Origin of the sequence: Paenibacillus melissococcoides, assembly GCA_944800085.1 — a bacterium.
GTDB lineage: Bacteria > Bacillota > Bacilli > Paenibacillales > Paenibacillaceae > Paenibacillus_B > Paenibacillus_B melissococcoides.
This window is the reverse complement of the sequence record CALYLO010000001.1, coordinates 1,612,151-1,630,945: the sequence shown is the minus strand read 5'-3', so window position 1 is coordinate 1,630,945 and position 18,795 is coordinate 1,612,151. Positions and strand designations below refer to the sequence as shown.

Below are 18,795 nucleotides of genomic sequence, written 5' to 3'. Positions count from 1 at the left end.
ATGTTTTGGGACGGCCCTTCCGTTCGTCTATTCAACCTTTGACAACAAATGAAAATCCTTCGATCTCCTCGGCAGCCTCTTCGAACAGCTCGAACAGCTTGCGGCCGTACTCGCCCAATCTTTGCTCGCTTGCCTCATAATCGAGCCAAGTGACCGTAAGCGGCAGCTCGACATATCCGGCCAGACAGTCCCATAGCGCGTCCAGATTGCGGCCGTAATGCTCCGGCAATTCGAGCGCTTCCTGCAGGAACGCATGCATCTGCTCCTTGCTCTCGATGGAGCTCCCCTCCACGACTATGTTGCGCACGGAACGTCCCCCCTTTCTCATTCTATCGGTTCGAACGTTTCATAGTGATCTTCGGTCTTATAGATCAGCCCATCGTTGGAAAATACAATTCTATCCTTCCCCCGGTGGCCCTTCGTATAGTTGATATCCGCTTCATACCAGATCCTGCCCTTTTTCTTGGGCAGCTTCCCTTCCCGGTTGCGGAAGATGTCGCCCCCGATGCTTTTGCCCGGAGCTACCTCGTGCAGATTGCCTTGGCGGGCATCCCAGCCCAACCTCCTGGCTTCCTCCTTGGTGATGAAGTTATCCGGCAATTGCTGGTGCGCCTTGATATAGTTCGCAACCTCTTCGAAGCCGGTCAGCTCCTGCTTGCCCGAATCCGGAATGGCGGACGGCTTGCTGTCCAGACCGCAGCCGGCCAGCAGCAGCAAGCTCAATAGAAAGACCAGCACTGATTTGATGACTTTCAACGATGTCAACCCCGCTTCGCTCTTCGTAGAGCAGGAGGCTTCATGAACCTCTTCCTGCCCTCTCGCTGTAGTATCATATATCTTTTCTCTATTTTCAACCCCTTGCATACAAATGTCCCTCCCCTTCCACTTCTATCAAAATCTAGGTGGCTGTCTGCGGGAAGATGTCCAATCAAGGCCAAAAAGCCCCGCATATGATGCCATTAGGTTCGACACTAATGTGAGAGGAGCTGGAATTTATGTCTCATGACTACAAAAAATTCGCCGGTGAAGAGTTTTGCCCGAGCAAAGCGATTTACGATCCGCCGCAATATATCTTCAACAAAAAGTACCATCCGCAGCAGGTCGATGTGATCCATCAGATCGAGGTCATTAATCAACATTTCTGCGTGCCGGTATTCAAGCATGTCTGTTCCGTAAAAGAGAAGGATGTATTTTGCTCTAGCGCAAGAAAACGGAGAAGAGGCAGAAGGTAATAAATATTTCCATTTCACTCCTTATCATTGACAACGGATAACACAAGACATATGATAACAAAGTAAATTTCATAAAATCCTCGTTAGGTGAGGCTCCTATACGAACATAGGCCACTGCCCGGAAATATCGAAAGATGCCAATGGGTAGAACAGGAACTGCCGGATTAAGGCTTTTCTTAAGGTGGCTAAGAGCGGCCGCTCTTTACGTTGTATAGTGCTAAAACTAGACTAGGGGGAGCAATAGACGTTGTAGTCTCTATTTCTGCGCGTATTCAGCCCTCTAGCTCTGCTGGAGGGTTTTTTATTATCTGTGATAAAGGGGGAATATGTCCATGGACAGCGGATCGAGTAGCCATCAGCCGCATAGGCGCCAGCATCCTGTATTGAGGAAGAGCCGTCTGCTTGCCGCTCTTCAAGCGATACCCGACTTATTATATTCCCCCGAAAAAATTCGATGGCGGCGGGTTTATTAAGTATGCGTATGTGACTTGAGCGGCATCGGTATACGGTTCCGGCTCCCTCTGGAATACAGGGGGAGCTTTTTTATGTTGATGTTCAAAACGAATCGATACCGTAGGGATTCTGTGATGACCTGCGAGAGGAGGAATTTGCAATGGCACGTAAAGCGAAAATCAAAGATGATCTGGCGCAAAAAATCGCGCAGCGCCTCATTCAGGCATCCATCTCGCTGGAAGAAGATGTTATGGAAGAATGGAATACCCGCCCTCAAGGTCTGACCGAAGACGAAGCGAAGGCGCGGATGGAGCAATACGGCAAAAATCAGGTGGCCCGAGACAAGCCGCCTGCATGGTATATTCAACTGCTGTCCTGCTTTGCCAACCCGTTTATTTTGATACTGCTTTTCCTGGGGGCCTTTTCCTATATCGCCGACCAGGATATTCAAGCCGTTCTTATCATATCAACGATGGTAACCGTCAGTATTATCATTACGTTTACCCAGGAATTCCGGTCCGCCCGGTCCGCCGAGAAGCTGCGCGCTCTGGTCCGCACGACGACCGCGGTATGCCGGCAGGGACGCCGCCGCGAAATCGACAACGAGCTGCTGGTGCCCGGGGATATTATCTACTTGTCCGCCGGGGACATGGTTCCGGCCGACGTCAGGCTGATCGCCGCCAAGGATGTGTATGCCGGCGAATCCGCCCTGACGGGCGAGGCGCTTCCTGTGGAAAAATTCGATATGCTCCCGCAGGGCATATCCCGGCTGGCGAACGCGCGCCGGACCAAGCCCGCCAACGCGCTGGAGTTGACGAATATATGCTACATGGGAACGAATATCATCAGCGGATCGGCGACGGCTGTCGTTGTTGCCACCGGTTCGGAGACGTATTTCGGTTCAATGGCGAGCCATCTGACGGGCAAAGCTCCGCTCACCAGCTTCGATCTCGGCGTGAAGAGCATCACCTATCTTCTGATCCGCTTCATGCTGATTATGGTTCCGGTCATCTTCTTCGTCAACGGATTCACGAAGGGCGACTGGTGGGACGCCCTCTTGTTCGGCCTGTCGGTGGCGGTCGGATTGACGCCGGAAATGCTGCCTGTCGTCGTGGCCGGGAATCTCGCCAAGGGAGCGGCAACGATGGCCCGCAACAAAGTCGTCGTGAAGCGTCTGCACGCGATTCAGAATCTTGGCGCGATGGATATTCTGTGCACGGACAAAACGGGAACGTTGACGGAAGACCAAATTGTGCTGGAACAGCATCTTGACATCAATGGCAATCCGGACAAGAGCGTGCTGGAATATGCCTACTTGAACAGCTATCATCAGACCGGGCTGAGCAATCTGCTCGATGCCGCCATATTGAAGCATACCGAGTATTCCCATATGATCAACAGCTTTACGAAGCTTGATGAGATTCCTTTCGACTTCAACCGGCGCCGGATGTCTGTCGTTCTCCGCGCGCCCCACGGAGAGCATCTGTTCGTATGCAAGGGCGCGGTGGAAGAAATGCTTGCCATCTGCACGCATGTCTACGAGCAGGGCCAAATCGTCCCGCTCACCTCCGCTCGGGCAGATAAGGCGCAGCGGCTCGCCCGGGAGATGAACGAGGACGGATTGCGCGTGCTGGCCGTGGCGGTGAAGCGGACCCCTTCCCGCGATGAGCCTTACGGAATCCGGGATGAACAGGATCTTGCGCTGGTCGGCTGTCTCACCTTCCTTGATCCGCCGAAGCCTTCCGCCAAGAAAGCTATCCGGGCGCTGGCAGACAACGGGGTCAATGTGAAAGTTATCACGGGAGACAATGCGGCCGTCGCCTGCAAAGTATGCAAGGATGTCGGGAGCCGCACCGAGGCGATTCTGCTTGGTGACGCCGTGGATGCCCTGACGGATGAGCAGTTGGCCGAGATCGCGGAGTTGACCACGGTGTTCGCCAAGATCAATCCGCTGCAAAAAGCGCGAATCGTTCGCGTACTCAAAAGCAGAGGCCATACGGTCGGGTTCATGGGCGACGGAATCAATGACGCCGTATCGCTGAAGGAAGCGGACGTAGGCATTTCTGTCGATACCGCGGTCGATATCGCCAAGGAATCGGCGGACATGATCTTGCTGGAGAAAAGCTTAATGGTGCTGGAGCAAGGCATCATCGAAGGACGGAAGACGTTCGGCAACATGATCAAGTGTATTAAGATGACCGCCAGTTCCAACTTCGGCAATATGTTCAGCGTTCTGGCGGCCAGCGCCTTCCTTCCCTTCCTGCCGATGCTGCCGATTCATTTGCTGCTGCAAAATTTGTTTTATGATATTTCCCAGCTCTCGATTCCGTGGGACAAGATGGATAAAGAGTATTTGCGCAAGCCGCAAAAATGGAATGCCAAGTCGATCAGCAGATTTATGGTGTTCATCGGCCCGATCAGCTCGATCTTCGATATTACGACGTATGCGTTGATGTGGTACGTCTTCTCGGCCAATTCCGTCGGCCAGCAAGCGCTGTTCCATTCCGGCTGGTTCATCGAGGGCTTGCTGTCGCAGACGCTGATCGTGCACATGATCCGCACCGAGAAAATTCCATTTGTCCAAAGCACGGCCAGCACTCCCGTGCTGGTGCTGACGGGACTGATCATGGCATGCGGGATCGCGCTTCCTTTTACCGGAATGGGCGCCGCCATCGGCCTTGTGCCGCTGCCGCTGTCGTACTTCCCATGGCTTGTCGCGACGTTGCTCTGTTATTGCGTGCTGACCCAGACGGTCAAAACCTGGTATATCCGCAAATTCGGAGAATGGCTGTAAGCTTGCCGATCCGCGTGAGCGGCTCATCCGCCATGTCCACAAAATCTATGTTGATCGTAATAAATTTGCTTGACTTGAGCGGTACCATCAGACTGCCCCCAAACATACGATATGGGTAATCATCGATGGAAGGAGATTGCGATCATGGAGGTTCCGATTACCGGATTTGTGCATCATAGCGAGGAGGGAAACATGCACTCCCACAAGTTATATATTACTTCATGGAATGGGAGACCTGTGCATGTTCATGAATTTTCCGGCGTCACGTCCGTGGATGCCGGTCATCGGCATAAATACGCCGGAACGACGGAACCGGCTCCGAGCGGTGTTCAGCATACGCATCAATATTATGCGGTGACCTCATTCGATGCCGGACATACGCATGATATCAGGGGCACGACGGGCCCGGCCCTTCCCCTGCCTGGGGGCGGTCATATTCATCTGTTCGAAGGCGTCACGACCGTAAATGGAAGCCCTCCCCACATCCATCATTATGAAGGCAGAACGGGGAATGAAATCTCCCGCTAACGCGATTCCCTATTTCTTCATAAAATGGCCGTCCCGGCACATACTAAGCGGCAAAACGATGTGTAAGGAGGAACCATTCCTTGCGGATACAGCAGATCGAGACCTTTCCGCTCTTCTATCGTCTTGCCCGCCCATATGGCGACGCCAATGGCCCGAAAATGTACCGGACGAGTTATCTTATCCGGCTGACAACGGACACCGGCGTTACCGGATGGGGAGAATGCGCCGACTGGCTGCCGACGCTGCACTCCGGCTTCCATGAGCGGATTATTCCTTTTTTGATAGGCAAGCCGGTCGCCGAGCGCGGCGCCTGGCTGCGCACGATCAAGAATTGGCATTCGCGCGCGGCTGCAGCCGTCAGCATGGCATGCACTGAAATTATGGCCCGGGCATGCGGCCTCTCGGTATGCGATCTATGGGGCGGCAAGTATCGCAATCGCGTGCCCGTCTATGCGTCATTCCAATCCTACAGCGAAGAAGCGGATTGGAAAAAGCTTTCCCTGCAGCAAGTGGAAAAGGCATTGAGCGACGGATTTGACAAAATCAAGCTAAAAATCGGAGGAAAGTCTGTCGCTGAGGATCAGGAGCATGTGCGGGAGGTGCAGAAGCTGCTGTCTGGCGGCATCGGATTGGCCCTCGACGCAAATCAGAGCTATGACGCCGCCGCGGCGCTGCAATGGCAGCCCCTGCTGCAGTCGTGGCCCAATCTGATGTGGCTGGAGGAGCCGCTTCCTGTCGCGCAGGTCGAAGAGTACGCGCTGCTGAGACAGCGGATCGCCGTGCCGCTGGCCGGAGGCGAAAATCTCGGTACGGCGGCGGCCTTCCTGCCCTTGCTGTCGAACCGGGCGCTAGATATCATTACGCCCGATCCGCTGCATATGGCCGGGATCGACGAGTTCAGGCATACCGTGCGCATGGCGCGCACCTTCGGCATGCGCGCGGCCCCGCATGCCTATGACGGGGCGCTGTCCCGCTTATACGCCATGTTCGCCCAGGCATGTACCGAGCCATGGACCAAAATGGTTACGGATTCGATCGAGCCGGTGGAATGGGACGTGATGGACAATCCGTTCACCCGCCTTATCCCGCTGCAGCCGGAGAACGGCGCCGTCACCCTTCCGGAAGGAACGGGGATTGGAGTTGAGCTGGATCAAGACATGCTCGCGTTCTATCAATGGGACGGCAGCGCCTATACATAGGGATGCCTTCCCTTCCGGGCATCTGCAAGCGGGGCGCTGTAATGTCCCTTCGGGCTGCAGATTCAATTGGACAAGCTTCGCCTATTCTAAGGGGGCCCCTTCTCCTTCCTCGGGGAAGAGGTACGTCCAGAACAATTCCCGGCTGTATCGGGCGCGGAACGACGGATCATCCAGCGTTCCGCCGCCAAGCAGGTGCCGGATTTGGGTCTCGTGCGCATGAATCGCATAAATTTTCTGCTCGACATAATCGCTGACATCGTGAAGCTCGTCCGGCGGGCCGAGCAGCTTCTCGCGGCCGGCCGCAATCGCGATGCACAAAACGCGGGGACGCTTGTCCGCCGGCATCCGCCCCACTGCCCGCACGACGGCGGCCCCGGTTGCGTCATGGTCCGGATGAACGCTGTACCCGGGATAAAAGGTATAGACGCATTCGGGCTCCAATTCCGCCAACAAGGCCTCGATCCGGTCCGCGAGCTTCTCTTCGTCTTCGAATTCTATCGTTTTGTCATGGTATCCCCACATCCGCAGGTCGCGAATGCCGATGCGGCGGCACGCTTCCTCCAGCTCTCCCTTGCGGATGAGCGGCAGCGTTGCCCGGTTCGCGAATGGAGGATTGCCCATATTTCGCCCCATCTCCCCCAATGTCAGGCAGGCGTATGTGATAGCCGCTCCTTCCTGAATATGTGCGGCCAATGTGCCGGCAATGATCCCTTCGTCATCCGGATGCGGCAGGATGACGACAATATGACGCTGTCTGTCCATAAGATGTCTGCTCTCCTCTTCGTCATCGTGAACTGCCCTCCACCTGCGTTGTGCTTGGAGGTGGGGGCTTCTAATGTTAAAATGGTTCTTCGCTTAGCTGCAGACTGACAATCAGTCTGCCTTCCTGATCATGGCCCGCCATAATCAGCCTGGCATGCGCTTGTGCCTGCTCGTCCCAATGGGTCAACCCTTCCGCATACACCCAGCCGTCCGGCGTCTTCAGTCCGACCCGGTACGGTCCCTTCCCGGCGATCGAGCCTTCGGCATAGCGGATGACGGTATTGGTGACGAAGGCGGAAGCCGTATGCTTCGTCTTGTCGCGATGAGACGCATAGGCCCCGGTCGTCATCTCGAGATGGAGATATAATGGCTTCTCTCGCCATAATTGCAGCGCCTGCTGCACCTTCTCTGGCTGTATCAACTGCATGTTCATTCCCCCGGACATGGAACAGCCCCTCGTCCGCCCGAAGGCGCAAGGGGCTATCTTTTTGATATCGCCGCCGACGCGTGCATAGGCGGCTGTTATTGGCATCCATTACTTTTAGTGTACGGCAATTTCTACGATATGGGAAGCGAGCTACTGTCGATTCCGGATTTCTGACTCGATTCGCTCCGCCAGCTCGTGAACGGATCGCGATCCGAGATCGCCCTCGCCCCGCTTGCGCACAGACACGCTTCCATCCCGCTGTTCCTGCTCCCCGACGACAAGCATGTATGGAATTTTGCCGCGCTGGGCTTCGCGTATTTTGAAGCCGAGCCGTTCATTGCGGCCGTCGACTTCGGCGCGGAGGCCGCGCGCTGCCAGCGCCTGCTTCACCTGAAGCGCATAATCCGCGAACATCTCGGATACAGGCAGCACCTTCGCTTGAACAGGAGCCAGCCAGAGCGGAAACGCGCCGGCATAGTGCTCCGTCAAAATCCCGATGAACCGGTCGATGGAGCCGTACATCGCGCGATGAATGACGACCGGGCGATGCTTCTGGCTGTCCTCGCCGATATAGGCGAGATCGAATTTCTCCGGCATCTGGAAGTCCAGCTGAATCGTTCCGCACTGCCAGCTCCGCTTCAGGGCGTCGAGGATATGGAAATCGATTTTCGGCCCGTAGAAGGCGCCGTCTCCTTCGTTGATCCGATAATCGACGCCGCGTCGGTCGAGCACCTGCTTCAGCGCCCGCTCCGCCTCGTTCCACAGTTCCTCCGATCCCATAGAATCCTCCGGCCGGGTGGACAATTCGATCTTGTACTCGAAGCCGAATACGTTGTAGAGTTCGTCAATCAAGGACATGACTTCGTTGATCTCGTCCTCGATCTGATCCGGGCGGACGAAAATATGCGCGTCATCCTGTCAGAACGTGCGGACGCGAAGCATGCCGTTCAAGGCGCCCGACATCTCGTGGCGATGCACTTGACCGAACTCGCCAAGCCGGATCGGCAGCTCGCGGTAGGAGTGCAGGCCATTTTTATAAATCAGCATATGTCCCGGGCAGTTCATCGGCTTCAGCGCAAATGTCGTCTCGTCGACCTTCGTGAAGTACATATTGTTCTTGTAATGATCCCAATGCCCCGACTGCTCCCACATCCGATTGTTCATCATGAACGGCGTGCGCACTTCCTCGTAACCGCGCTGCCGCTGCAGCTCGCGCGAGAAGTTCTCCAGCTCCGTGCGAATCGTCATCCCGTTCGGCAAATAGAACGGCATGCCCGGCGCTTCCTCGGAGAACATGAACAAGCCCAGCTCCGTGCCCAGCTTGCGGTGATCGCGCTTCTTCGCTTCCTCCAGCCGGTGCAGATGCTCGTCAAGCTGCTCCTGCTTCACGAACGCCGTGCCGTATATGCGCTGCAGCATTTTGTTGTTCGCGTCGCCCCGCCAGTAGGCCCCGGATACCTTCTGCAGCTTGAACGCCTTGATCCGTCCGGTGGACGGCAGATGCGGACCGCGGCACAAATCAACAAATTCGCCCTGCTTATAAATGCTGATGACCGCGTCCGCAGGCAAATCATGAATCAATTCCAGCTTCAGCGGCTCTTCCCGTTGTTCAAATAACCGCAGCGCTTCCTCGCGGCTGACCGCTTGCCGTTCTATCGGCCTGAATGATGCGAGACATTTCTTGCTCGATGGCCGCCAGATCCTCCGTGGACAGCGGCCGCTCGATATCGATGTCGTAATAGAAACCATCCTCAATGACCGGACCGATTCCAAGCTTGACTTGATCGGCTCCATATATCCGCTGAATGGCTTGCGCCATGACATGCGCCGTACTGTGACGCAGGATGCCCAGCCCTTCCAGGCTGTCCTGCGTAATGATTTCGACAAGGCTGTCATGCTCGATCGTCTGGTTCAGATCCACGAGCGCGCCATCGATTTTGCCGGCAATGGCCTGCTTCTTCAAGCTGGTGCTGATCGAAGCCGCCACGTCCGCGATGGTCGTGCCTTGCGTATACCTCCTGTTCGAATTGTCTGGAAATGTAACCTTGATCTCCATGCTTCAGCCTCCCTTTCCTCCATACTGGTCCAAGCTTGATGAACGCACGCGGGAACGCAAAAAAACGCAGCTCTCCCTGACAGGGACGAGTGCGTTCCGCTCGTGGTTCCACCCTACTTCGACCTTGCATGGCCGCCTGGCCGGGTTCGCTTCATAAGCCATGCAGATGCAAGATCCTTCATTGGACATCCGCTAACGAGGATGAGACGGTGCCGCTTACTGCCGACGCACATCATTCGCTCGACGGGTTCAACGCCACGGCTGCAAAGGGGTAATTCCGCAACCGTAGCCGAAGAAGCTTGCACCATGCGCTTCTCTCTCTGGGCAGCCCGTGCAGGGAATCATGTCTTTGGTCATCGCCTGATGAATATGAATTTTATATTACACGCGCATTTCAAAAAAAGTCAAGTCCTTGCTCACGTTGATTCTTCTGCAAAATATCGTTCGCGAGGTGCTCCATCACGGACAGCTTGCCCCATGCGGTGAAGGCCTCACGCGAACCGTTCGCGGAAGGCGGTGAAGCTGTAAGGAACCTGTACGGTGGGAGCGATTTTGGCCAGCTCATCGCATAGCGTGGACTGCGTTGGCCCTCGCAAGATCAAGTCGGGCTCGGCGGCGGCAACGGCCTGGATATGACCGGAGTCTGGAACCAGCCGGCAATCTGGATATCCGCTCTCAGCTTGTCCTTCAAAATCGATATCTGCGATTCGCATCGGATGGGCAGGAATCTCGACTTCACCCTGAGATTCCTTCACCATGCGGGTCGCAGGCGTCTGGTCGGCGCTGCAGAGGCTCCTTCCCGTTGGGCGCATGCCGCCCCTTCTTTTCCGGCAGGATTCCCGTCCCCTGCACATCCAAGAAAAGTAACTGCAATAAGGATGACTGTCAACAGGACAGCCATATTTTGTTTCTCACACGACTCTACCCTTTTTTGTATGAATAATGATTCTCATATTATCATAATCATGCACGGCGTGCTGCTTTTCCACTACCGGCGTACGGATCGGATAACGGAAGGACGAATTTTTTTGCCGCGAACGAGAACAAAGCTGCACAAATGCAGTTCCATTGAGTCGGGACGATGTTGCGGGCAGGGATTCCTGCAAATATACATCAATTTCGCAATAAAATTGATTTAAAACGTATTATTTGGATTAATTCCTGTATTTTCGCAGCAATATCCTAAGATCTCTATTTTATAGAGGAAAATTCCTGCAAAATCGCAGGCTTTAGCCAATTGGCGCAATGGGCCACTTTTTGCAGCCCTACTTTCGTATGCTGAGAAAAAAACGCCAAGACCTAATCGTCTTGACGTTTACTCCGATAACGGTGCCCTATGTTCCTGCCTCCAACCGCACGGGAACATGTGCTCCTACCGTCTGCGAAGCAGCTCGGAAGGATTGATCCCATGGGGGCCGCCTCAGGTGCAGACCTTGCAAATACTTATCATGAATGTCATGAATGTCAGCCGTATTCATTATGATTGCTCCTGCTGATCTTATTGAGAATCATTCTCATTAATTAGATTATAAAGGAGCGAGAGTCCGCAAGCAATTGTTAATACAGCGGGGTTCAGCCTTTCAGCTTCTGATTCATGAATACGACTTCACGTGCAAGCCTCTCCAGTCTGTCGCGAATATCCGGATCGGCGATCTGCCGCTCCGCGTTGAAATGATCGTCATGCAAATAGACGTAGCTTGGCGCGACGAACACCCGCAAATAACCGGCGATCGGCTTCAACTGATTCTCGACGACGAGGTAATGCTGGTACGTGCCGCCTGTTGCGACAAATCCCATCACCTTATTGTACAATGCCGCGGTCGGAACCAAGTCGAACAGATTTTTCAGCACGCCCGTGATTGAGGACTGGAAAATCGGCGTCCCGATGATATAACAATCCGCGGAAGACACGATATCGATGACGGTCTTCGTATCCCCCGTATACGCCGACGGATCTCTCCCGTCGCAGAACTGGACCTGATAATTCTTCATATCGAGATATTCGGTCTCGATCTCGGGATGGAAGCGTTTCGCCGCCTCCAATACGCTTTGCACCGCAATGCCCGTCTTGGAACCGACGATCGTTCCTGATATACCGAGTAATTTCATGCCCGACACTCCCTCTCTTCTCCCGACCGTAACGTCGTTAGACATCCATATCATGGTTTTGATACTTTTGAAACATTAATGTATAATAATTGTGAACTACACTTATTGGCTTTGTCAATCGAGGGGGCGCGGCGGGCGGCCGCTCCATCCAAGTTCACTTTATAGATACATTATAAACTTCTATGTTGACTATGTAGGTATCGTTCGTTAGAATATGTCTATTGCAATTGACAAGCATTGGCAAGCTTCATTATGCAATGGAATTGCGGCGGAAGGCAGAGGCTCCCCTCTCTCTTCCGCTCTTCTTGTTGACAGACTCCCATAAAGAAAGGATTGAGTACGCACGATGAAAGACTATCGAGTGCTTCTTTTTTATAAATATGCCGCGATTCCGGACGCGGAAGCCTTTGCGGCTGAGCATTTGCAATATTGCCAGGATCTCGGCATCAAGGGGCGCATTCTGATTGCGAGCGAAGGAATCAACGGCACGCTGTCCGGAACGGTGGAACAGACCGAACGGTATATGGCGGATATGCACGGCCACCCTCTGTTCAGCGATCTCCTGTTCAAGGTGGACGAGAGCGACGGGCATGCCTTCAAAAAGCTGTTCGTCCGTCACAAAAAGGAGCTGGTTACGCTTCGCTACGATCAGAAGCTTGACCCGAACACGGATGGCGGCGGACGGCTAAGTCCGGCCGAGTTCCAGCAATATTTGCAGCGTGACGATGTCATCGTGCTGGACGGGCGCAGCGGCTATGAGTATGATCTGGGCCATTTCCGGAACGCCATCCGTCCAGAAGTTGACAGCTTCCGGGAATTCCCCGGCTGGCTTCGGGACAATATGGAGCAGCATAAAGACAAGACCGTCATTACGTACTGCACAGGGGGAATCCGGTGCGAGATGCTGACCGCCGTCATGCGCAAGGAAGGCTTCAAGGATGTATATCAATTGGACGGCGGCATCGTGACGTACGGCAAAGACCCGGTCACCCAAGGCCGGCTGTTCGATGGAAGCTGCTATGTGTTCGACGAACGAATCTCGGTTCCGATTAACCATACGGACGAAAGCGTCGTCGTTGGCACCTGCTATCATTGCGGCCAGCCGACCGAAAATTATATCAACTGCGCGGATGATACCTGCCATCGCCAGCATCTGTGCTGCGATGCGTGCCAAGACAAGTACGAAGGGTATTGCTCCGAGGAATGCCAGGAGCATGACTCGGTCTCCGCGGCAGCACGCTGACAGGGCGGTGATTGCCCATGATTTTATCGCGCGCCGCTCTCGACGCGCGATAAAATCATGAACATGCTCAAGACGGATGGGGAGCTGAGCGCCAAAGCGATGAGCGAGCGGCTGGGAATCACCTTGATGGCTGTGCGCCGGCACCTGAATACGCTGGAACGCGATCATTTGATCGAATCCGGCACCGTCCGCCAGCCGATGGGTCGTCCGATGTCCGTCTATCGCTTGACGCCAGGCGGCGATGATTATTTTCCGAAGAATTATCATGCCGTAGCCCTGGAGCTCCTGGCCGAGCTGGCTCACGATTCCGGAGAAGACAAGGTGAACCGCCTGTTCGATCTCCGGCAGCGCTCCTTGTTCAATCAATACGAGTCCCGCCTGCGCGGGAAGGATCTGGCCGGCAAGGTCGCGCTGCTGTCCGATATTCAGAATGAGAGCGGCTATATGGCCGAATGGGATAAAATAAACGAGAACAAATTCGTCTTGACCGAATACAATTGCCCGATTGCCCGAATTGCGAATCAGTATAACCACGCCTGCGCTTGCGAGCTGCGGCTGTTCGAGGACTTGCTCGGCGCGGAAGTGGAACGGACATCCTGTCTGGCCAGCGGGGACAGGAAGTGCGTCTACCGCATCCAGGCGGCCAATGGCGGAATCCGGTCAGCCAAGGGGGGAACAGCATGAACAATATGGGCTTCGTCATCGTCGAAGTATGTGCCAATAACGGCATCAATTCCGACGCTCTGGAGGAGTTCGAAGCCGAGAATCCGGACATTGCCGTCCTGCGCATGGAATGTCTGTCGCTGTGCGGCCTGTGCGCCCGGCAGCCTTATTCGCTCGTCAATGGCAAACGCGTCACGGCCCGTTCCGTAAACGAGTGCCTTGAGCGCTTGAAGGACAAAATCGCGGCAGAGCTGGATGAATATGCGGAGGAAGATCCGTACGAAGAATAAAGAAAACGAAAAAAACCAGTAAAACACATCTTCTTGTGTCTTACTGGTTTTTTGCGTGCGGCTATTTCAATGCAATGCCGAATTCCGAGCCCGGAGCGCCGGCGAATACGATCGTGCCGTTCTCCGGCAGCATCACTTCGTTATTGCCGCTGACGACCGTGAAGTTCACGCACAGGCCCTGCTCGTCATAGACCGCGAAGGCGCCCTTCGCCGGGAGCGCGACGGTCATCGTCTTGCCTGCGGCCGATTTCGGAACCGTGAACCATCGGGCATGCCCGTTCGCTTGCAGCGTGAGCTTGGATTCTTTGCCCGCGTAAAGCGGCTTTACCTTCGCCCCGCTCACATATAAGCTTCCAGATACTTTCATATATTCCACGCCATCCTGCTTGAAGAAGCGGAATTCCGCCATATCCCGGCCGGCCATTCCCGGGATCTGAAGCTGGCTCGCCGCCGTGTTCGGACCTGTAATCTTTTTGTCCCCCAGATAGCCCGGCAGCTCGTCAGTACGGGGAATCTGTATGGTCGGTTGCATAATGAGATACATGAGGGAGGTATACTTCTCGCTTACGGGATAGAACGTTGTTCCCTCCCGCTTCTCCCATGCCTTGGCCGTCTCCTTCGGCAGTTCATTGTCTTCCAGCTTCTCGGCTGCATAGTGGGACATGGCAAGCTGCCCCAGTCCCGGCATCGTCACATATTCCCTTATCCACAGGTAGGTGCGTCCATTCTTCTCGGTTACGAAGCTGACCTTGGATGTTCCGCTCTCATTGACGAAGCTTCCATCCGCCGTGTACACATATTTTTCCTTCGAATTGTCCAACATAAATGTAAGCGGCAAGGAAAGTTCTCCATCCTTCTTTATTTCAATCTCGATATGTTGGCCTATGGTGCCATAATAGCCGGCATGCTTCGCCACCTCTGCGGGCATCTCCGCCTTGACCGGCTTGCCGAATGATTTCTCCGGCTTGATGTTTTTGATTGCGCCCTTTTCTTTCAGCGCTTGCAGCAGCAACTGGTTCAACGAACTGGAACCGCCGGAGGACAGCACCGCTGCCGCCATGTTCTGCTCCGGAAGCACGACGAGGGAAGCATGATACAGTATCGTGTCCCCGCCTTTGGCCAAACCCTGTATTCCGTATTCGTTGAACGGGAACAGCTTCACGCTGTCCCAACCGAGACCGTAGTTGAAGATATTATCCGTATCTTCCGGCCACAGGCCTTTCTTGTATTCCTCCTGCGCCATCGCCTGTACCGCCTTGTCAGAGAGGATGCCGTTCGCCTGGCCCGTAAATAGTTGCGAGAATCGCGCCAGATCTTCCGCCGTGGAGTAAATCCCCCCTGTCCCGATTACATTGACGGTCTCATTCGGAAGCTGTCCTTGGTACACAGGGTAATAGAGCCCGGCCATCTTGCTTGCTTCCAATTCGTCCTGCGATGTCTTGGTATGGTTCATTTGCAACGGTTGGGTAAAATATTTGTGAATAAATGCGGTAAAATCCATGCCGCTGACTCTCTCTACCAAAATCTCGGCCAGCGTGAATCCGTCGTTGCAGTAGACCGAGAACGCTCCCGGATCCGCCTTCAGGCTCTGGGCGGATAATTGCTTCAGCAAGGTATCATGAGCATAGGTATCATTGTCCTCGAACAAGAAGGAACTGCCGAGGCTGGAGCCTTGCAGGCCGGAGGAATGGTTCAGCAGCATGCGCGGCGTAATCTGCTTGTACCGCTCGTCCTTCATCGTGAAGTCGGGTATGTACCGGACCAAGGGCGCATCCAGATCGATCTTCCCGTCGTCTGCCAGCTTCATGACAGCCGCCGCCGTGAATACTTTGCTCGTCGATCCGATGCCATACATCGTCTCCTTGGTCAACGGCTTCTTCCCTTCCATATCGTTCATGCCGGTCTGGCCGGATACCGTGATCTTCCCATTGTCAATGAGCGCATACTGCACGCTGATCGTTCCGTACGATTCGGTGAGCAGCGCCGCCTTCTCGGCCGCGATCTTCTCCAATCCCTGAGTGGCAGCCGCGACAGGGCTGCTGGCGGACGGGGACGCCATCGCCGCGGACTGCGCGATCAACGACAGCGCAAGCGCTGCGGCCAGCACCCAAGAGAGCCTTTTCTTCATTCCAATTCCTCCTCGTATAGTATTTCCTGAAGGCAGTTTTGAGTCTTTTTCCAGTCCTTTATAGAAACATAGAATGCCTTCAAAATTTCCAGCTTGCACATTGAAAATTAATATGGGGACTGGACTTTCCGGAATGTCTCTGGACAATGGAACTTAGGGTTCCATTCGGGGAAATTCGTCTCCCTCCTGTAGTCCAATCTACTTTTTAAGTCTGTTTCTCCGGTACTCGCTTGCACTTCTTACCCGGGCTGTTCCCTTCGGCAACTCATGCCCGACTGTAGCAGCGTCGGGGCAGCTCGTGAACCGAAGCGTGTTCTCATATGCGAGGGTGATTGATCGGCGAGTGCGCCGGAGACAGTCCGGAGAGTCCGTTCCCTGAATCCCTTATAGAAAGGAGGAATTCTCTTGAAGCTTTTTGTCGGTATTGACGTCAGTTCCGAAGAACTGGAAGCCTGTTTGATGAAATCGGATGGCGACACCCTGGAGACCTTCAAGACCACCAACAATCTGCACGGCGCTTCTTACTTGCGGGATCGCATCATTTCTGCTGCGGTCAAGACAGCCTGCTCTGAGGTTCATATCGGGCTTGAAGCCACATCCGTCTACAGTTGGCATCCAGCCATGTACTTGCATGAGGATGAGGCCCTTCAACAATTGAATGCCAAGGTGTTCACCATTAATCCGAAGCTGATTAACAAATTCAAAGACGCTTATGCCGACCTGGACAAAACCGATCGCATCGATGCCTGGATCATTGCAGACCGCCTGCGTTTTGGCAGACTCACGACGACTATCGTGATGCAGGAACAGTACATCGCCTTGCAGCGGCTCACTCGCATGCGATTCCATCTCGTACACAACCTTACCCGCGAGAAGCAATACTTTTTGCAAAATCTGTTCTACAAGTGCAATGCTTTTCGCGCGGAGGTGGACAGTTCCGTGTTCGGCCATGCCATCATGGAAATGCTCTCGGAAAAGTATAGTCTGGATGAGATGGCGAATATGGATGTCGCCCGTTTGGCTGACTATCTCAAGGACAAGGGGAGAAATCGTTTCCCCGATCCCGAACACGTCGCCCGCTGTATTCAAAAGGCGGCTCGGGCCTCGTACCGTCTCTCGAAGGTTGTCGAGGATTCCATTGATTTGGTGCTGGGCACCTCAATTCAGTCGATCCGGAGCATCCAGAGTCAGCTTAAAGAGCTCGACAAGGCGATTGAGCGCATTTTAGACGGCATTTCCAGCAGCCAGTGCCTCCGTTCCATTCCGGGCATTGATCGGGTCTATGCCGCAGGCATCCTGGCCGAGATCGGCGACATCGACCGCTTCACGGATCAAGCCGCCTTGGCCAAGTATGCGGGTCTGACGTGGCGCAAGCACCAATCCGGCTCCTTCGAGGCGGAAGATACAAAGCGCATTCGTTCCGGCAACCGATTCCTTCGCTACTACCTTGTTGAAGCTGCCAACTCGGTAAAAAACCGCGACCCGGAATTCGGGGAGTACTACCGGAAGAAATTCAATGAAGTCCCTAAGCATCAACACAAACGTGCCCTCGTCTTAACGGCAAGAAAACTTGTGCGTCTGGTCGATGTGCTGCTACGCAACGACCAACTCTATACGCCCAGAAGGAAGGTGAAGCCGACAGAGCAATAATGCCTTGGCTCATGAATTTTCTTCTCTAATTCCCAGTTAAATTATGGTATTTTACTTAATTTTCGACTGGGTCTAGTTTGGTGATGCCTTTTTTGGGATTGATCCTGCTGCACGCCAAGGAAATTTTCCAATTCTCATCAATCAGGGACTTGACATCATACCGCTGGACTTGTTGTGAATCTATTAATTAGTACGATCTGCCAGCGTGATCGGTTCAATTAAATTGGAAAAAGACTTACTGCGACAAAAACGCCCCTTCCTGATCCGCAGATCCAGGAAGGGGCTCCGTCTGATGCCCGCATTCACGGGCCGCGATGCTATCGCCTATTCAATTCAACTCCATTCCATGCCGCTTCTCAAAGGCCCGATCCTTATCCATGCTGCATATTGGGGGTTGAAAGTGACGCCGCGTCAGCGGATATACTCGACCAAGGCTTGATCAAAACGGTCTTGAGAAAGGGGAAAAGAAACAATGAAACAAAGAAACAAAGAAACACGGCCGCCCGCGTGTTAATGCTGGCGCTTGCCGCCATCATGGCGTTCGGTCCGCCCGCTGCGGCAAAGGGATCTGATTCCAACGGAACGAAGCCGCAAGCCACGCGATTCGGTCCCGGTGATCTGAAGGAAGTGGAGGCATTTGCGGATGCGTTCTTTGCAAGCGATTCTTTCCGCTCGTCCGGCGCTCCCGGCGCAGTAGTTGCCATTGTGACGGACAATCAGGTTCTTCTCGATAAAGGGTACGGCATGGCGAACGCGGAGAAACGGATACCGATGACGGCGGATACGGTCGTCCGATCCGCCATGGCCATCGGCTATGACTCTTCCGGCGAGGCAATTGCGCCGTACGCCTATACGCCGACCGCCGCTCCGCACGGAAGCATGCATTCGGCCTCCCGTGACATGACGAGGTTCATGATGGCCCATCTGAACGGCGGCGGGCTCGATGGCCATCGTCTTCTATCCGGAGCAGCCGCGAAGGAAATGCGCCGCTTCCAGTATGCCATCCACCCGAAGAAGCCCAATATGACCTATGGGTTCGAAGCGGCGCTGCATCCGCTGCACAACGGCCGGCACGTAATCGAAAAAGCTCTCGGGCTGTTCGGCCCGGATACCGTACCGGGCACAGACGGCCGCATCGATGTCCGGGCCGCGGATCCGCTGCTGCGCCAGGAAGCGGCATATATGCTGTACCATGCCTTCCAGGGGTTATACCGCGAAGGCGGGGTGTTCTAACGAAGAAGCAGCTCCCATGCTCGTCGGG

General features: G+C 54.5%; 16 protein-coding genes, 1 pseudogene and 1 riboswitch. Of the genes and pseudogenes, 9 read left to right on the top strand and 8 right to left on the bottom strand.

The genetic code is table 11. The features are described from left to right. Nucleotides 1-31: 31 nt before the first annotated feature. Both OCY70_RS07570 and OCY70_RS07565 read right to left on the bottom strand, forming a co-directional pair. Entirely contained in the window at nt 32-307 is a 276-nt protein-coding gene (locus tag OCY70_RS07570; protein WP_213426817.1) for a barstar family protein, read from the bottom strand. A 17-nt stretch (nt 308-324) separates the two neighbouring features. Next, the gene (locus OCY70_RS07565) at nt 325-756 is read right to left on the bottom strand and encodes a ribonuclease domain-containing protein (protein WP_213426835.1); all 432 of its coding nucleotides are present in this window, start codon (nt 754-756) and stop codon (nt 325-327) included. A 239-nt stretch (nt 757-995) separates the two neighbouring features. On the opposite strand from OCY70_RS07565, the gene OCY70_RS07560 reads away from it, so the two are divergent. The 4 genes from OCY70_RS07560 (at nt 996) to OCY70_RS07545 (ending at nt 6,206) form a co-directional block, all read left to right on the top strand. After that, the gene (locus OCY70_RS07560) at nt 996-1,232 is read left to right on the top strand and encodes a hypothetical protein (RefSeq protein ID WP_213426818.1); all 237 of its coding nucleotides are present in this window, start codon (nt 996-998) and stop codon (nt 1,230-1,232) included. A gap of 72 nt (nt 1,233-1,304) precedes the next feature. Next, nucleotides 1,305-1,474, top strand: a riboswitch (M-box (ykoK) riboswitch). A 371-nt stretch (nt 1,475-1,845) separates the two neighbouring features. Then, nucleotides 1,846-4,479, top strand: coding sequence for a magnesium-translocating P-type ATPase (gene mgtA, locus OCY70_RS07555; protein ID WP_213426819.1), 2,634 nt, complete (start codon nt 1,846-1,848; stop codon nt 4,477-4,479). Nucleotides 4,480-4,623: 144 nt separating this feature from the next. Beyond that, nucleotides 4,624-5,007: a YmaF family protein gene (locus tag OCY70_RS07550; RefSeq protein ID WP_213426820.1), complete on the top strand. Its 384-nt coding sequence runs from the start codon at nt 4,624-4,626 to the stop codon at nt 5,005-5,007. An 80-nt stretch (nt 5,008-5,087) separates the two neighbouring features. Continuing rightward, nucleotides 5,088-6,206 (top strand): mandelate racemase/muconate lactonizing enzyme family protein, encoded by a 1,119-nt coding sequence (locus OCY70_RS07545; protein ID WP_213426821.1) that lies wholly within the window; start codon nt 5,088-5,090, stop codon nt 6,204-6,206. Between the two features lie 81 nt (nt 6,207-6,287). Here the strand turns inward: OCY70_RS07545 and bshB2 are convergent, their stop codons facing one another. The 5 genes and pseudogenes from bshB2 to OCY70_RS07520 form a co-directional block, all read right to left on the bottom strand. After that, nucleotides 6,288-6,968, bottom strand: coding sequence for a bacillithiol biosynthesis deacetylase BshB2 (gene bshB2 / locus OCY70_RS07540; protein WP_213426822.1), 681 nt, complete (start codon nt 6,966-6,968; stop codon nt 6,288-6,290). A 76-nt stretch (nt 6,969-7,044) separates the two neighbouring features. Then, nucleotides 7,045-7,395: a YojF family protein gene (locus tag OCY70_RS07535; protein WP_213426823.1), complete on the bottom strand. Its 351-nt coding sequence runs from the start codon at nt 7,393-7,395 to the stop codon at nt 7,045-7,047. Between the two features lie 150 nt (nt 7,396-7,545). Next, nucleotides 7,546-9,451: pseudogene (gene thrS / locus OCY70_RS07530) on the bottom strand (threonine--tRNA ligase). Nucleotides 9,452-9,942: 491 nt separating this feature from the next. Then, the gene (locus tag OCY70_RS07525) at nt 9,943-10,263 is read right to left on the bottom strand and encodes a hypothetical protein (protein WP_213426824.1); all 321 of its coding nucleotides are present in this window, start codon (nt 10,261-10,263) and stop codon (nt 9,943-9,945) included. Nucleotides 10,264-11,023: 760 nt separating this feature from the next. Beyond that, nucleotides 11,024-11,560, bottom strand: a complete 537-nt coding sequence (locus OCY70_RS07520; RefSeq protein ID WP_213426825.1) for an NADPH-dependent FMN reductase — start codon at nt 11,558-11,560, stop codon at nt 11,024-11,026. Nucleotides 11,561-11,906: 346 nt separating this feature from the next. Here OCY70_RS07520 and trhO point away from each other — a divergent pair, with 346 nt between their 5' ends. From trhO to OCY70_RS07505, 3 genes are read left to right on the top strand one after another with little or no spacing between them, the layout of a single operon-like run. Next, nucleotides 11,907-12,803 carry an oxygen-dependent tRNA uridine(34) hydroxylase TrhO gene (trhO, locus tag OCY70_RS07515; protein ID WP_261944669.1) on the top strand — a complete coding sequence of 299 codons (897 nt, stop codon included), beginning with the start codon at nt 11,907-11,909 and terminating at the stop codon, nt 12,801-12,803. A gap of 57 nt (nt 12,804-12,860) precedes the next feature. Beyond that, entirely contained in the window at nt 12,861-13,487 is a 627-nt protein-coding gene (locus OCY70_RS07510; protein ID WP_213426826.1) for a helix-turn-helix transcriptional regulator, read from the top strand. Then, the gene (locus OCY70_RS07505; RefSeq protein WP_261944670.1) at nt 13,484-13,756 is read left to right on the top strand and encodes a YuzB family protein; all 273 of its coding nucleotides are present in this window, start codon (nt 13,484-13,486) and stop codon (nt 13,754-13,756) included. Before OCY70_RS07510 ends, OCY70_RS07505 begins: the two co-directional genes overlap by 4 nt. 61 nt (nt 13,757-13,817) lie before the next feature. Here the strand turns inward: OCY70_RS07505 and OCY70_RS07500 are convergent, their stop codons facing one another. Beyond that, nucleotides 13,818-15,884, bottom strand: a complete 2,067-nt coding sequence (locus OCY70_RS07500) for a serine hydrolase domain-containing protein (protein ID WP_261944671.1) — start codon at nt 15,882-15,884, stop codon at nt 13,818-13,820. A 405-nt stretch (nt 15,885-16,289) separates the two neighbouring features. Between OCY70_RS07500 and OCY70_RS07495 the strand changes: the two genes are divergently transcribed. Together OCY70_RS07495 and OCY70_RS07490 are read left to right on the top strand one after the other, a co-directional pair. Then, a complete protein-coding gene (locus OCY70_RS07495; protein ID WP_261944499.1) occupies nt 16,290-17,534 on the top strand; it encodes an IS110 family transposase in 1,245 nt (414 codons plus the stop codon). 513 nt (nt 17,535-18,047) lie between these two features. After that, a complete protein-coding gene (locus OCY70_RS07490; protein ID WP_249725496.1) occupies nt 18,048-18,767 on the top strand; it encodes a beta-lactamase family protein in 720 nt (239 codons plus the stop codon). The last annotated feature ends 28 nt before the right edge of the window (nt 18,768-18,795 follow it).

Excerpts from the sequence above, each read along its gene's own strand:
- OCY70_RS07560 (WP_213426818.1), top strand. The coding sequence starts at position 996 with ATGTCTCATGACTACAAAAAATTCGCCGGTGAAGAGTTTTGCCCGAGC.
- mgtA (WP_213426819.1), top strand. The coding sequence starts at position 1,846 with ATGGCACGTAAAGCGAAAATCAAAGATGATCTGGCGCAAAAAATCGCG.
- OCY70_RS07550 (WP_213426820.1), top strand. The coding sequence starts at position 4,624 with ATGGAGGTTCCGATTACCGGATTTGTGCATCATAGCGAGGAGGGAAAC.
- bshB2 (WP_213426822.1), bottom strand. The coding sequence starts at position 6,968 with ATGGACAGACAGCGTCATATTGTCGTCATCCTGCCGCATCCGGATGAC.
- OCY70_RS07535 (WP_213426823.1), bottom strand. The coding sequence starts at position 7,395 with ATGCAGTTGATACAGCCAGAGAAGGTGCAGCAGGCGCTGCAATTATGG.
- OCY70_RS07525 (WP_213426824.1), bottom strand. The coding sequence starts at position 10,263 with ATGCGCCCAACGGGAAGGAGCCTCTGCAGCGCCGACCAGACGCCTGCG.
- OCY70_RS07520 (WP_213426825.1), bottom strand. The coding sequence starts at position 11,560 with ATGAAATTACTCGGTATATCAGGAACGATCGTCGGTTCCAAGACGGGC.
- trhO (WP_261944669.1), top strand. The coding sequence starts at position 11,907 with ATGAAAGACTATCGAGTGCTTCTTTTTTATAAATATGCCGCGATTCCG.
- OCY70_RS07510 (WP_213426826.1), top strand. The coding sequence starts at position 12,861 with ATGAACATGCTCAAGACGGATGGGGAGCTGAGCGCCAAAGCGATGAGC.
- OCY70_RS07505 (WP_261944670.1), top strand. The coding sequence starts at position 13,484 with ATGAACAATATGGGCTTCGTCATCGTCGAAGTATGTGCCAATAACGGC.
- OCY70_RS07500 (WP_261944671.1), bottom strand. The coding sequence starts at position 15,884 with ATGAAGAAAAGGCTCTCTTGGGTGCTGGCCGCAGCGCTTGCGCTGTCG.
- OCY70_RS07490 (WP_249725496.1), top strand. The coding sequence starts at position 18,048 with ATGCTGGCGCTTGCCGCCATCATGGCGTTCGGTCCGCCCGCTGCGGCA.